Origin of the sequence: Micromonospora sp. CPCC 205561 (genome assembly GCF_036906775.1) — a bacterium.
Taxonomy (GTDB): Bacteria; Actinomycetota; Actinomycetes; order Mycobacteriales; family Micromonosporaceae; genus Micromonospora.
Map to the genome: position 1 here is coordinate 434,854 of NZ_JBAKHV010000001.1, position 12,998 is coordinate 447,851.

The 12,998-nt window shown below is 73.5% G+C and carries 11 protein-coding genes; 9 read left to right on the top strand and 2 right to left on the bottom strand.

The window, feature by feature from the left end; all coding sequences use genetic code 11:
* Window positions 1–37 precede the first annotated feature (37 nt).
* Window positions 38–1,417 carry an MFS transporter gene (locus V6V16_RS01960; protein WP_334558930.1) on the bottom strand — a complete coding sequence of 460 codons (1,380 nt, stop codon included), beginning with the start codon at window positions 1,415–1,417 and terminating at the stop codon, window positions 38–40.
* 105 nt (window positions 1,418–1,522) lie between these two features.
* Between V6V16_RS01960 and V6V16_RS01965 the strand changes: the two genes are divergently transcribed.
* Complete coding sequence (locus V6V16_RS01965; protein WP_334558931.1) at window positions 1,523–2,107, top strand: TetR/AcrR family transcriptional regulator; 585 nt, start codon at window positions 1,523–1,525, stop codon at window positions 2,105–2,107.
* 164 nt (window positions 2,108–2,271) lie between these two features.
* Window positions 2,272–2,508: an MbtH family protein gene (locus tag V6V16_RS01970; RefSeq protein WP_442934006.1), complete on the top strand. Its 237-nt coding sequence runs from the start codon at window positions 2,272–2,274 to the stop codon at window positions 2,506–2,508.
* Between the two features lie 160 nt (window positions 2,509–2,668).
* Here V6V16_RS01970 and V6V16_RS01975 read toward each other — a convergent pair whose 3' ends face one another.
* A complete protein-coding gene (locus tag V6V16_RS01975) occupies window positions 2,669–3,607 on the bottom strand; it encodes an isopenicillin N synthase family dioxygenase (RefSeq protein WP_334558934.1) in 939 nt (312 codons plus the stop codon).
* A 152-nt stretch (window positions 3,608–3,759) separates the two neighbouring features.
* Between V6V16_RS01975 and V6V16_RS01980 the strand changes: the two genes are divergently transcribed.
* The 7 genes from V6V16_RS01980 to V6V16_RS02010 all read left to right on the top strand — a co-directional run bounded on the left by V6V16_RS01980 (window position 3,760) and on the right by V6V16_RS02010 (window position 12,979).
* The gene (locus tag V6V16_RS01980) at window positions 3,760–4,701 is read left to right on the top strand and encodes a helix-turn-helix transcriptional regulator (RefSeq protein WP_334558936.1); all 942 of its coding nucleotides are present in this window, start codon (window positions 3,760–3,762) and stop codon (window positions 4,699–4,701) included.
* 242 nt (window positions 4,702–4,943) lie between these two features.
* A complete protein-coding gene (locus V6V16_RS01985; RefSeq protein WP_334558937.1) occupies window positions 4,944–7,958 on the top strand; it encodes a non-ribosomal peptide synthetase in 3,015 nt (1,004 codons plus the stop codon).
* Window positions 7,958–8,716 carry a leucyl/phenylalanyl-tRNA--protein transferase gene (locus tag V6V16_RS01990; protein ID WP_334558938.1) on the top strand — a complete coding sequence of 253 codons (759 nt, stop codon included), beginning with the start codon at window positions 7,958–7,960 and terminating at the stop codon, window positions 8,714–8,716. Before V6V16_RS01985 ends, V6V16_RS01990 begins: the two co-directional genes overlap by 1 nt.
* Before the next feature lie 18 nt (window positions 8,717–8,734).
* A complete protein-coding gene (locus V6V16_RS01995; protein ID WP_334558940.1) occupies window positions 8,735–9,478 on the top strand; it encodes an N-acetyltransferase in 744 nt (247 codons plus the stop codon).
* A complete protein-coding gene (locus V6V16_RS02000; protein ID WP_334558941.1) occupies window positions 9,475–10,524 on the top strand; it encodes a methyltransferase in 1,050 nt (349 codons plus the stop codon). The genes V6V16_RS01995 and V6V16_RS02000 overlap by 4 nt, the downstream gene beginning before the upstream one ends.
* Before the next feature lie 95 nt (window positions 10,525–10,619).
* Entirely contained in the window at window positions 10,620–12,347 is a 1,728-nt protein-coding gene (locus V6V16_RS02005; RefSeq protein ID WP_334558943.1) for an acyl-CoA dehydrogenase family protein, read from the top strand.
* A complete protein-coding gene (locus V6V16_RS02010) occupies window positions 12,347–12,979 on the top strand; it encodes a hypothetical protein (protein WP_334558944.1) in 633 nt (210 codons plus the stop codon). Before V6V16_RS02005 ends, V6V16_RS02010 begins: the two co-directional genes overlap by 1 nt.
* Window positions 12,980–12,998: the final 19 nt, after the last annotated feature.

The following is a 12,998-nucleotide window of genomic DNA, read 5'->3' on the forward strand; positions in this document are numbered from 1 at the left end:
GCCGGTGGGCGGGCCCCCACCGGCCACCGGGCCGGGGTCAGTGGGCCGGACGCGGGGTGATGACGAAGGCCAGCACCGCGGCGGCGACGGCGATGACGGCACCGGTGGCGAAGCCGCGCGAGAAACCGGCGGTGCCCGTGCCGGCGATGCTCGCCGCGGCCATGCTCGACACCACGGCCGCACCCAGCGAGGCGCCGAACTCGTGGAAGGTGCTGACGATGCCGGACGCGAGCCCGGCCTCGTGCGGCGCGACCTGACCGAGTGCGACGGCGGAGGCGACGACGAAGAGGACGCCCGTGCCGCAGGCGGCGAGGCTCACCCCGATCACGAGGGCCACGGTTCCGTCGACGGCGGCGGGGACCGCCATGCCGGCCGCCGCGACGAGCAGCCCCAGGACGCCGAGGGTGCGGGCCCCGATCCGGCCGATGACGCGGCCGGCGGCGTTCGCGCCGACCATGGTCGTGATCGCCACGGGCAGGAAGAGCAGCCCGGTGCGCAGGGCGCCGTAGCCCTGGTGGTCCTGGAGGTAGAACGTGCCCAGGAAGAAGACGCTGATCATCAGCGCGGTCGCGACGAGGATCAGCAGCGCCCCGGTCGCCACCGGCCGGCGGACCAGCAGCCGTACGTCCATCAGCGGGCTGGCGGCGAGGCGCTGGCGGAGCACGAACGCGGCGTAGAGGAGCAGCGCGGCCGCCAGCAGCGCCAGGATCGTCGGGCTGCCCCAGCCGACGTCGCCGGCCCGGATCAGCGCGTAGATCAGCGCTCCGGTGGCCGCCGTCACCAGCACCGCGCCGGGCACGTCGAGCCGGGCCGTCGCGCCGGTGGGCGCCTGGGGCTGGAGCTGCATCCGCAGGGCCAGCAGCAGGATGATCCCGACCGGCACGTTGATGAAGAACACCCAGGGCCAGCCGGGCCCGGCGGTGAGCAGGCCGCCGAGGAGCACGCCCAGGGCGGCGCCACCGCCGCCGAGCGCCGACCAGATGCCGAGCGCCTTGTTGCGCTCGTCGCCGTCGAAGATCGTCACGACGAGGGAGAGGGCGGCGGGGGAGAGGATCGCCGCGGCGACACCCTGCCCGACGCGACCGCCCAACAGCAGGGGCCCGCTGGTCGCCAGGCCGGCGACCAGGGAGGCGACGCTGAACAGCAGGAGCCCCGCGAGGACGAGGCGGCGGGCTCCGAAGAGGTCGGCGGCGCGGCCGCCGAGCAGCAGCAGGCCGCCGAAGGCGAGGGTGTATCCGCTGACGACCCAGGTCAGGGCCTCCCGCTCCAGCCCGAGGTCGGCGCCCATGTGCGGCAGGGCGATCGCGACGACGGTGACGTCCAGGATCAGCATCAGCTGGGCGATGCCGACGAGGCCAAGGATGCGCCAGCGCTGCGGGTGGGGACTCGCGGGCGCGGGGCTTTCGGTTGCGGTCACAGGTTCCGCCATGGCTGCCAGGCTCCTCCACGAAGTCGAACGGTAGTGTTCGAGTTGTCCGTCGAGATTAACTCATGCACGCCTGTTCGACTTAGGGGAGGTTCCATGACTCGCCCATCAACCAAGCCGACGCGCCGGGCCGACGCCCAGCACAACGTGGAGCGGATCCTGGCCGCGGCCGTCAGCTGCCTCGGCCGCGATCCCGACGCGAGCGTGAGCGAGATCGCCCAGGCGGCGGGGGTGGGCCGGGTGACGCTCTACGGGCACTTTCCGTCCCGGGACGCCCTGGTCGAGGCGGCGCTGACGCGGGTGCTCGCCGACGGCGAGAGGCTGCTGGCGGGTCTCGACCTCACCGGCGACCCGCGAGACGCGTTGCGCGTCCTGATCGGATCGAGTTGGCTGCTCATCGCCCAGTCGAGCGCGCTGCTGGAGGCGGCGCAGGCGTCGTTGCCCCCCAACCGGGTCCACGAACTCCACGCCGAGCCGGCCCGGCGGGTCGACCAGCTGATCCGCCGCGGCCAGGCCGAGGGCGTTTTCCGGGCCGACCTGCCCGCCACCTGGCTGACGAGCGTCCTGCACCATCTCATGAAGGGCGCCGCCACCGACGTCGCCACGGGCCAACTGGATCGTGCGGAGGCCCCGCGCCTCATCAGCGAGACGGTCCTCGCCGCCTACCGCGTCGGCGGATAGCGGGCGCCGGGCGGGACGACGCTGGCGTCCCCGGCGGCCCCGCCGTATCGTCGCGATCCGATGCGCGAACCGGGCGGTCCGCCCGGCGGAACGCAACCGGGTCCGCGACCCGGTCCGCGCGGCGCTCCCGTGTGCCGCGCCTCCCCCTCGACCAGCGGAAAGGTGTGACGGTGACCCAGGAAGACGACGTCGTGTACCGGGTGGTCCTGAACGACGAGGAGCAGTACTCGATCTGGCCGGCGGACCGTGACGTGCCGGCGGGTTGGCGCGCCGCCGGCCACACGGGAACCAGGGCGGAGTGCCTGGAGCACATCGAGCGGACCTGGACGGACATGCGGCCGCTCAGCCTCCGCCGTGCCCTCGCCGGGGAGGCCGGGGAGGCCGGGGAGGCCGCGCGGTAGGGGGACCGCCCGCGCCGGGGCCGCGCGGCGCCTTCGGGCGTACGTCCGGCGGGGTGTTCGACCCCGCGGCGCGGGCGGCTACCGCCTAGACGGTGGCCCGGCGCGGGACGGCCGGCGCCACCGTCGGGCCGTGGCGGGCTGCCCGCGGTGCTGGCTCGGGCTACGCGGAGGCCTGGTAGGTCGACTGCATCTTGTGTGAGAACCACTCGCCCACGGTCACCCGGTCGAGCCCGGCTTCGGCGCTCGCCTGCGCGAGCGGCTGGATGGGTTCGATCGTGGCGTCGTGGTTGGGCAGGTAGAAGAAGGGGATGGAGACCCGCGAGGGCGCGTCCGGCCCTTCCGGGTTGACCACCCGGTGCACCGTCGACTTCCACCGGCCGCCGGTCCAGAACGCCATCAGGTCGCCGATGTTCACCACGAAGCTGCCGGGGATCGGGGGGACGTCCAGCCAGTCGTCGCCGTGCTGGACCTGGAGCCCGCCCAGCTCGTCCTCCACGTAGAGCACGGTCAGGCTGCCCCAGTCCGTGTGCGTCTCCCGGCGCAGCACGCCGGCGTCCGGCGACGGGTAGTAGTAGTTGGCGATGATCAGCGACACGTGGGCGTCGAACTTGCCGTCGAAGAACCTCTCCGGCAGGCCGAGCGCGAGCGCGAAAAGCCGCATGATGTCCGCCGACAGCTTGGTCATGGCCGCGATGTACTCGTACCAGACCGCCTTGAAGTCGTCGTCCGGCCAGATGTTGGCCGCCTTCCAGGTGGCCGGGTGCGTGCCGAGCCCGGCCCGCTCCTCGTCGCTCAGGTCACCCGTCACGTGCGCCGCGAACGCCTCGTACGGACCGCCGGGCCGGCGCAGGCCCGACACGCCGGAGCCGCGGTTCGCGCTCCGCTCCTTCTCCTCCTCCGGCTGGGTGAAGAACGCCTTGGTGGTGGTGTACATGCGGCTCACCAGGTCCTGCTGCACGCCGTGCCCCACCACGGTGAAGAACCCGGACCCCTCACACGCCGCGCCGATCGCGCCCGCGATGGCCGCGCGCCCCTCGGCGGTGTCGCGGCCTGACAGGTCGATAGCCGGTACGAAATCATGGACCTCAACGGAAGCCATGGCTCTCCGCCCTCTCTCGCGACGTCTGGTACATCGATCGAAGCAATCCCCGGTCATCGGACGGGAATGTCCGCCGCACCACGTTGGCCATTTTCCGGTAATCAGTGGACGCATCTGTCGGTAACGGATTGTTGAGGCACATAGACATTCACATGCACGATTACGTTGTGCTGTACGACGACGAGCAGTGGACGCAGGTGGTCGGGACGCTCGCCGAGGTGGCCGGTAGCCGCGCGGCGCCGGCCGAGGGGGCACCCGGCGCCGGGCGTGGCGCGGTCGGGTCCGCCCCGCTGCCCCGGGACGCCGTGGGCCGGCTCGTCGCCGAGGCACTGGGCACCCGGGTGGAGCCGGCCGTGCGGGCGCTCGTCGCCGCCGCCGACGGGCACCCGGTGCTCCTGGCCGAGCTGCTCGAAGGCGTCCGGACCGAGGGGATCACGCGCGGCCGCGGTCGGGCACGGACGCCGAAGCGCGTCCAGGACATGGTGCGGACCGGGCTGGGCGCCGCGCCGGCCGGCTCCTGGCAGCTCCTGCGGGTGGCCGCCGTGCTCGGCCGCACCTGTCAGCTGGCGGAACTGGGGGCGATGACCGGGCGTAACACCGCCCAGATGCTGCCGGACCTCGACGCGCTGCTCGACGCCGGCCTGCTGCACTGGGCGGGGGACGACCTCGCCTTCCGGCACGAGCTGGTCTGGTGGGCGGTGCTCGACGCGCTGCCGCCCGCGGTGTGGCGCGCGCTGCACGCCGACCGCGACCGCCTCCGCCGCGCGCCGGCCCGGGCCGGGGTGCGCCCCGCCGGCGGCCCGGCGATGGAGCCCGTCGACCGGGCCCCCGCCGAGCTGCGGAAACGGATCGCGCTGCGGGCCGCCCCGGGGGTCCGCCGGCCGGACGGTGGCGGCGCGTGGGACTCGTTCAGCGGCGTCGAGCGGGCCATCGCCCGGCTCGTCGCCGAGGGCATGACCAACCGGCAGATCGCGACCCGGGTGCGGCTGTCGCCGCACACGGTCAACTACCACCTGCGCGGCCTGTTCCGCCGGCTGGGCATCTCCTCGCGGGCCGAGCTGGTCCGGCACGTGCCGGTCTCCTCCGCGGCGTAGGGGCGTTCCGCCCGCCCGCACTTGTCGCGACATCGCTTTTTTCGGCGCCGTTCAGTCAAATTCGACAGGGGGTGCGGCGCGCCCCGCGGACTACTCTGTTGAGTAGTGCGGATTCGGAAAACGTGCTCATTCTGGTAGTCCGGGGAGCCGCCGCGAGGCAGTAGTGTCCCCCATACCGAATTTCGTTGGGTCAGCGGCAGGTAAATCCACGGGTACGACCGTGCTCACACCCGAGGGAACACATGAACATCCGTACGCAACCGCGTGTCCACGAACTCATCGCCAACCGCGCGGCGTCGCAACCCGACCGCACCGCGGTCGTGCAGGGCGACGCGCGCATCAGCTACGCCGAGCTGGAGCGCCGGGCGAACGGCCTGGCCCGCCGCCTCGTCGACGAGGGCGTCGGCATGGACTCCGTGGTCATGGTCCACCTGGAACGCTCCGTCGACGCCGTCGTCGGCCTGCTCGCCGTCTGGAAGGCGGGCGCGGCCTACCTCCCGGTGGAGCCGGCGCTGCCGGACGGCCGGCTCGAGGCCTTCGTCAAGGAGACCGGCTGCGCGACCGTCCTCACCCACGGGCGCGACCTGGCACGCTTCGCCGACCTGCCGGTCACGGCACTCACCGCGACGGACCCGGCCACCGCCACGACCGCCCCGGACGTCGCGGTGGGCGACGACGCCGCCGCCTACGTCATCTACACGTCGGGCTCCACCGGTACGCCGAAGGGCGTCGTGGTGGACCACGGATCGCTGAGCTACCTCTGCGGCGAGCTGGCCGGCCGCTACGGCGTGACCCCGGACGACCGGGTGCTCCAGTTCGGCGCGCTCTCCTTCGACACCTCCATCGAGCAGATCACCGTCGCGTTGCTCGGCGGCGCGACCCTCGTGCTGCCCGAGCTGAGCTGGGCGCCCAGTGAGCTGCCGGAGCGTCTGCGGCACTACGGGGTCACCGTGATGGACCTGACCCCCGCGTACTGGCGTCGCTTCCTCGCCGAGCTCGCCACGACGGGAGCCGGGGACCTGCCGGTGCGGATGGTGATCGTGGGTGGCGAGGCGGTCAACGCGGAGGACTGCCGCACGGCGCTGGAGCTGATGCCCGGGGTGCGGCTGGTCAACGCCTACGGGCTCACGGAGACCACGATCACCTCCTGCCTGCTGGACCTCACCGCCGACGTGCTGCCCGCGCGTGGCGCCGCCCCGGTCGGCCGGCCGCTGCCCGGCACCGCCGTCTACGTCCTCGACGAGCAGGGCCGGCCGGTGGCCCCCGGCGAGCGCGGCGAGATCCACATCGGCGGTCGCGGCGTGGCGCGGGGTTACCTCAACGAGGACGCCGGCCGCTTCCTGCCGGACCCGTTCGCGCCCGGGCCCGGCGCGCGGATGTACCGGACCGGCGACCTGGGCGCCTGGACCGCCGAGGGCAACCTCGAGGTGGTCGGGCGCATCGACCGGCAGGTCAAGATCCGTGGCTTCCGGGTGGAGCCCGGCGAGATCGAGGCGACGCTCGCGGCACACGACGGCGTCGACACGGTCGCCGTCACCACGTACGAGCAGAACGGCCAGCGGCGCCTCGCGGCGTACTACACCGGCCCCCGGCCCCTGGACTCCGCCGAGCTGCGCGACTTCACCGCCCGCCACCTGCCCGACTACATGGTGCCGACGGCGTTCGTCGCCCTCGACGAGCTGCCGCTGAAGACCAACGGCAAGGTCGACCTGGCCGCGCTGCCCGCGCCGCCGGCCGCGACCGGGGCGACGGGCGAGGCGGACGACGCGCCCGTGGACCTGGTGGAGCGCGGCGTCGCCCGGCTCTGGGGGCAGGTGCTCGGCGTGCCCCGGGTGCTGCCCGACGACAACTTCTTCGCGCAGGGCGGCAACTCGATCCTCGCCGCCGAGCTGCTCGCGAAGATCCGGGGCTCGTTCGGCGTGCTCATCACGCAGGTGCGTCCGCTGATCCGGCTGCTGCTGGAGGACGCGACGCCGCGCGGCCTGGCGCGGGCGGTACGCGACGCCCGGGAAGGCACGCTCGCCGGCGACGACACCCGCAAGCGGGTGGACTTCGCCGCCGAGACGGAGCTGGACGTCCCGATCCGCCGCGAGGTGTCCGACGAGCCGCGCTGGCAGGACCCGCGGCACGTCCTCCTCACCGGCGCCACCGGCTTCCTGGGCATCTACCTGTTGCGGGAGCTGCTGGAGAGCACGGACGCCGTGGTGCACTGCCTGGTGCGCGCCGACGGGCAGGAGCGGGCGATGGCCCGCATCCAGGCCAACGCGCGCCACTACTTCGGCGACGACCTGGCGGCCCACGCGGCGACGGGCCGGATCGTCGCCGTCCCCGGCGACCTCGCGGCGCCCGGGCTGGGCCTGCCGGAGGCGGTCTTCGACGAGCTGGCGCGCACGGTCGACGTCATCCACCACCCCGGCGGCGCCGTCAACTTCATCTACCCGTACGCGCACATGCGGCCCGCGAACGTCGACGGCACCCGCGAGATCATCCGGATGGCCGCGCGGCACCGCAACGTCCCGATCCACTACACCTCGACCATGGCGGTGGTCGCGGGCTTCGGCACCGCCGGCGTCCGGCACGTCGACGAGGACACCCCGCTGGCGTACGCGGACCACCTCTCGGTGGGCTACGTGGAGAGCAAGTGGGTCGCGGAGGCGCTGTTGCACAAGGCGGCGGAGCGGGGGCTGCCGGTGGCGGTCTACCGCGCCGCCGACATCTCCGGCGACCGCGTCAACGGCGCGTGGAACACCGCCACGGAGATGTGCGCGATGAAGAAGTTCGTGGTGGACACCGGCACCGCCCCGGTCGCCGAGCTGCCGCTGGACTACACGCCGGTCGACGTCTTCGCCGCCGCCGTCGCGCACATCGCCAGGGCGTCCCGGCCCGCCGGCGAGGTCTACCACCTCACCAACCCCGGCAAGGTCAACATCTCGATGCTCGTGGAGCGCCTGCGGGCGCACGGGCACGACATCCGCGAGGTGCCGTGGGCCGAGTGGCTCGACGAGATGGTGCGGGTCGCGGTCGAACAGCCCGACCACCCGATGACCCCGTTCGCGCCGCTCTTCATCGACCGCTGCGCGACGGGCCAGATGAGCGTGGCGGAGATGTACCTGGAGACGACGTTCCCCGTCTTCTCCCGGGGCAACGTGGAGCGGGCGCTGCGCGGCAGCGGCATCGAGATCCCGCCGGTGGACGCCGAGATGCTCGACCGCTACATCGGCTACCTCACCCGCACCGAGTTCCTGCGGGCCGCGTGATGGGCTGGGAGACGCTCGACCTCACCGACGCCCCCGCCGAGGGCCCGGTCGCGTTCGGCGACGACCTCTCCGCGCCGACGCTGCTCGGCGCGTACCGGCACGGGCTGTTCCCGTTCCCGGCCGACACCGAGGAACGGAAGATCGTCAGCGAGTTCACCTACGAGGCGGACGTCGCCGCCGGTCGGATCGCGCTGCTTCCCGGCAGCGTCGACCCGTACGCCGTCGCCTGGTGCTCGCCCGACCCGCGCCCGGTGATCCACGTCGACCGGGCCCGCATCCAGCGCAGCCTGCGCCGGCAGCTGCGCAACAAGGTCGAGTGGACGACGACCCTCGACGCCTGCTTCGACCGGGTGGTGCAGCACTGCCGGGAGGGGCGCGAGCCCCGGTGGCTGACCGACCGGCTGGTGGCCGCCCTGCGTCAGCTGCACGCGGCGGGGCACGCGCACAGCGTCGAGGTGTGGGAGGACGACGAGCTGGTGGGCGGCACCTTCGGCGTACGGGTGGGCGGCGTGTTCAGCGCCGACTCCCAGTTCGCCCTGCGCAGCGGCGCGGCGAAGGTGGCGGTCGCCTGCCTGGTGCGGCGCGTCGGGGAGAGCGGCGGGGTGGCGGTCGACGTCCAGCACGACGGAGACCACGCGAAGCTCATCGGCGCGGTCGCGGTGCCCCGTGCCGAGTACCTGGCGCTGCTGCGCCAGCACGCCGACGACATCTGCGCCATGCCCGCGGACCCGCTGCCCGCGCGCAGCCTGGCCGCCTGACCGACGGAGGTGACCCCCGTGCGCGTGCTGACGCTCGCGGAACGACCGGACCTGCGGGACGGGATGCTCCACATGGAGGCCTCGTGGCCCGAGTACATCCCGCCCGAGCCGATGGTGATCGGCTGGGCCTTCGACCGGTACCCCGAGCACCAGCTCGTCGTCCTCGACGACGACGACAGGGTGGTCGCCCGCGCGGCCAGCGTGCCGTTCGCGTGGGACGGCGACCCGGCGAGCCTGCCCGACACCGGCTGGGACGCGACGCTGGGCTTGAGCATGCTCGACACCTACGCCGGCCGCGAACTCACCGCGCTGTGCGCGCTAGAGATCGCCGTGGTGCCGGGCATGCAGGCCCGGAACATGTCGGGCCGCGTCCTGGCGGCGGTCAAGGACAACGCCCGCCGGCACGGCTACCGCGACGTCGTGGGGCCGGTCCGGCCCAGCGGCAAGCACGCCGAGCCGCACGAGCCGATGACGGGGTACGCCGCCCGTACCCGCGAGGACGGGCTGCCGGTCGATCCGTGGCTGCGCGTCCACGTCCGGGCGGGCGGGCGGGTCCTCCAGGTCTGCCCGGCCTCCATGACGATCTCCGGCAGCCTCGCGCAGTGGCGCGCCTGGACCGGGCTGCCGTTCGACACCAGCGGACCGGTCGTCGTGCCGGGTGCCCTGACCCCGGTCGCGGTGAGCGTCGAGCACGACCACGCCGTCTACATCGAGCCCAACGTGTGGGTTCGACACCCTCTCGCGGAAAGGCATGACCGATGACCAGCACCGTTCCGGCCACCCTGGCCACCAAGATCCGCAACCGTGCCGCGCTGATCGAGATCATCGGCGGGTACATGGCCTCGCAGTCGCTCGCGCTCGCCGCCGAGCTGAAGCTCGCCGACCACATCCACGACGGCCGTGTCACGAGCGCGCAGCTCGCCGAGGCGACGGGCACCCACGCGCCCTCGCTGCACCGGCTGCTGCGGACCCTCGCGGCCATCGGCCTGCTGGCCGAGCCGACGCCGGGCGAGTTCCGGCTGACCGAGGTGGGCGAGCAGCTGCGCACCGACTCGCCGAACTCGTTGTGGGCGTTCACCCGGTTCTTCACCAACCCCACGCTCTTCTCGTCCTGGCAGCAGGTGCGGCACTCCATCGAGACCGGCGAGTGCGCCTTCGACCACGTGCACGGAAAGAACGCCTACGTGCACCTCGCCGAGCACCCCGAGCTGTCGGCGCTGTTCAACGTGGCGATGGGGCAGGAGTCGAGGGCGTCCGCCCAGCTCGTCGCGGACGGGTACGACTACTCCGGCGTCCGTACCGTCGTGGATGTCGGTGGCGGCGACGGGACGCTGCTCGCCGCGATCCTCGGCACCCACCAGCACCTGCGGGGGGTGTGCTTCGACAGCGCCGCCGGCGTGGCTGAGGCCGCCGGCGTGCTCGCCGCCGCCGGGGTCGCCGAGCGCTGCGAGATCGTCGCGGGCGACTTCTTCTCGTCGGTGCCGGACGGCGGCGACCTGTACATCATCAAGAGCGTCTTCCAGGACTGGGACGACGAGAACGCCCGGAAGCTGCTGGCCACGGTGCGCGCGAACATGCCCGACGGGGCGACGCTGCTGATCGTCGGCTCCGTGCTGCCGGACACCGCGAACACCGACAACAAGGTGATGTTCTACACGGACATCAACATGCTGGTGACCGCCGGCGGCCGGGAGCGGACCGAGAGCGAATTCCGGTCCCTGCTCGCCGAGACCGGCTTCACCGTCGAGTGGTGCGGCCACGGCGCCGCGGGCCCCCTCTCGCTGATCAAGGCCGCACCGGCGAACTGACCGCCTCGACGACGGACCACGTCCGCACCGCCCCGGCGGGCGGGCGTGGCCCGTGCGCGTCCCGCACCAGACCACCCGCCGACGGGGAGGCAACGATGTCCAGACCGAGTTTCGGCAACGAACTCCTGCGCGGCAGACTGCGGATCGACCTGCTCGACCCGCTGCCCGACGCCGGGATCGACCCCGCCGGCGAGGCGTTCCTCGCCCGGCTGCGCGCGTTCTGCGTGGACAAGGTGGACGGCCGGCTCATCGAGCGCGAGGACCGGATCCCCGATGAGGTCGTCGACGGCCTGCGCGACCTCGGCGCGTTCGCCATCAAGCTCCCCACCGAGTACGGCGGGCTGGGCCTGTCGGGGGTCTGCTACCACCGCGCGCTGATGATCGTCAGCACCGCGCACTCCTCGCTCGGCGAGCTGCTCGGCGCGCACCAGGCGATCGGCCTCATCCAGCCGCTGCGGCTGTTCGGCACCGACGCCCAGAAGCGCGAGCTGCTGCCGAGGTGCGTACGCGAGATCTCCGCCTTCGCCCTCACCGAGCCGGACATCGGCAACGACCCCTTCCGGATGCGGACCACCGCCACCCCCACCGACGACGGCGGCTACCGGCTCGACGGGGTGAAGCTGTGGACCACCAACGGCACCATCGCCGACCTGATCGTGGTGATGGCCCTGGTCCCGCCGTCGGAACGTGGGCCGGGAGGCATGTCCGCGTTCGTGGTGGAGGCCGCCGCGCAGGGCGTCACGGTGGAGCACCGCAGCTCCTTCCTCGGGCTGCGCGGCCTGGAGAACGGCGTCGTCCGGCTGCACGGCGTCGTGGTGCCCGCGAGCCGCCGGATCGGGCCGGAGGGGCAGGGACTCCAGGTGGCCCTCGCCGCCCAGGACACCGGCCGGCTCTCGATGCCCGCCGTCTGCGCCGCGGCGGCCAAGTGGAGCCTGAAGATCGCCCGCGAGTGGTCCGGCGTCCGGGTGCAGTGGGACCGGCCGATCGGCGAGCACGAGGCGGTGGCCGGCAAGATCGCGTTCATCGCGGCGACCGCGTTCGCCCTGGAGGCCATGGTCGAGGTGACCGGCCGGCACGCCGACGCCGGTCTGCTGGACACGCACACGGAGGGCGAACTCGCGAAGCTGTTCGGCTCGGAACAGGCGTGGCGGATCGCCGACGAGCTGATGCAGATCCGCGGCGGTCGCGGGTACGAGACCGCCGAGTCGGCCGCCGCGCGCGGCGAGCGCGGCGTCCCCGTCGAGCAGCTCTTCCGGGACCTGCGCATCGGCCGGATCTTCGACGGCTCCAGCGAGGCGCTGCGGGTCTTCGTCGGCACCGACGCGCTCGCCGACGAGGCGCCGCCGGTCGGGCGGTCCACGCCGTTCGCGCCGCCGCCCGGCTTCGGCGCCCTGGCCGGGCACCTGACGTACGTCGACGCGACGAGCGCCGAGCTGGCCCGGCACCTCGCCGACGCCCGGGAGCGCTGGGGCGAGGCGGTGGCCGAGCGGCAGCTCTTCCTCGGCCGGGTCGTGGACGTCGCCGCCGAGCTGTACGCGATGACCGCCGCCTGCGTGTACGCCAGGGCGCTCGGCGGATCGGCGGTCGAGCTGGCCGACGCGTTCTGCCACCAGTCCCGGCAGCGGGTGGCCGAACTGCGCCGGCGGCTCTGGGCCAACACCGACGCCGACGACGCCGCGCTCGCCGGGCGGGTGCTCGGCGGGAACTTCACCTGGCTGGAGGAGGGCGTGCTCGACGCGTCCGTCGAGGGGCCGTGGATCGCCGAGCCCGCACCGGGGCCGGCGACCCGCCCGAACCTGCACCGCACCTACGGAGGTGGCTGATGGACGAGCACGTGGCAGAGCTGGTGGCACAGGGCCGGCGGTCGCTGGAGCTGGCGCCCAACCGGTTCCTGGAGCTGCTGGAGCGCGGTGAGGTGTCGGCCGGGCGGCTGCGGGCCCTCGCCGGCGAGCTGCACCACCTGGTCGCCAGCGACCGGCGCAGCTTCGCGTACCTGGCGGCCCGCTTCCCCGATCCGCTGTTCCTGGCGATGGCGGGCGCCGAGGAGGAGGCGCTGAGCCTGCTGCCGGCGTTCGCCTCCGCGGTGGGGGTGGGGGAGAAGGAGCTGCGGGCGTACGAGCCGCGACCGCTGGCCCAGGCGTACCCCCACTTCATCGTGCGGACCGCCGTCTTCGGACCGCGCTCGGCGATCCCGCTGGCGCTGCTGGTCAACGTCGAGGAGTCGGGCGGGTTCTACGCCCGGATGGCCGACGCGCTCCAGGCGCGGTACGGGTTCTCCGACGCGGCGGTGGCCCACTTCCGCTACTTCGCCGAGACGCCGGACGAGGTGCTGGAGCAGGCGGCCGAGGTGGTCTCGGCGGGTCTGGCCACGGGCGACGACCCGGCCGAGGCCCTGCGGGCGGCGCGGATGGTGCACTCGTACGAGGCGGTGTTCTGGGCGACGATGCTGGAGTGAGTCCCCCGGACCGGGGTGG

Coding starts and splice junctions, on each gene's coding strand:
- V6V16_RS01965 (WP_334558931.1), top strand. CDS start 1,523: ATGACTCGCCCATCAACCAAGCCGACGCGCCGGGCCGACGCCCAGCAC.
- V6V16_RS01975 (WP_334558934.1), bottom strand. CDS start 3,607: ATGGCTTCCGTTGAGGTCCATGATTTCGTACCGGCTATCGACCTGTCA.
- V6V16_RS01980 (WP_334558936.1), top strand. CDS start 3,760: ATGCACGATTACGTTGTGCTGTACGACGACGAGCAGTGGACGCAGGTG.
- V6V16_RS01985 (WP_334558937.1), top strand. CDS start 4,944: ATGAACATCCGTACGCAACCGCGTGTCCACGAACTCATCGCCAACCGC.
- V6V16_RS01990 (WP_334558938.1), top strand. CDS start 7,958: ATGGGCTGGGAGACGCTCGACCTCACCGACGCCCCCGCCGAGGGCCCG.
- V6V16_RS02000 (WP_334558941.1), top strand. CDS start 9,475: ATGACCAGCACCGTTCCGGCCACCCTGGCCACCAAGATCCGCAACCGT.
- V6V16_RS02005 (WP_334558943.1), top strand. CDS start 10,620: ATGTCCAGACCGAGTTTCGGCAACGAACTCCTGCGCGGCAGACTGCGG.
- V6V16_RS02010 (WP_334558944.1), top strand. CDS start 12,347: ATGGACGAGCACGTGGCAGAGCTGGTGGCACAGGGCCGGCGGTCGCTG.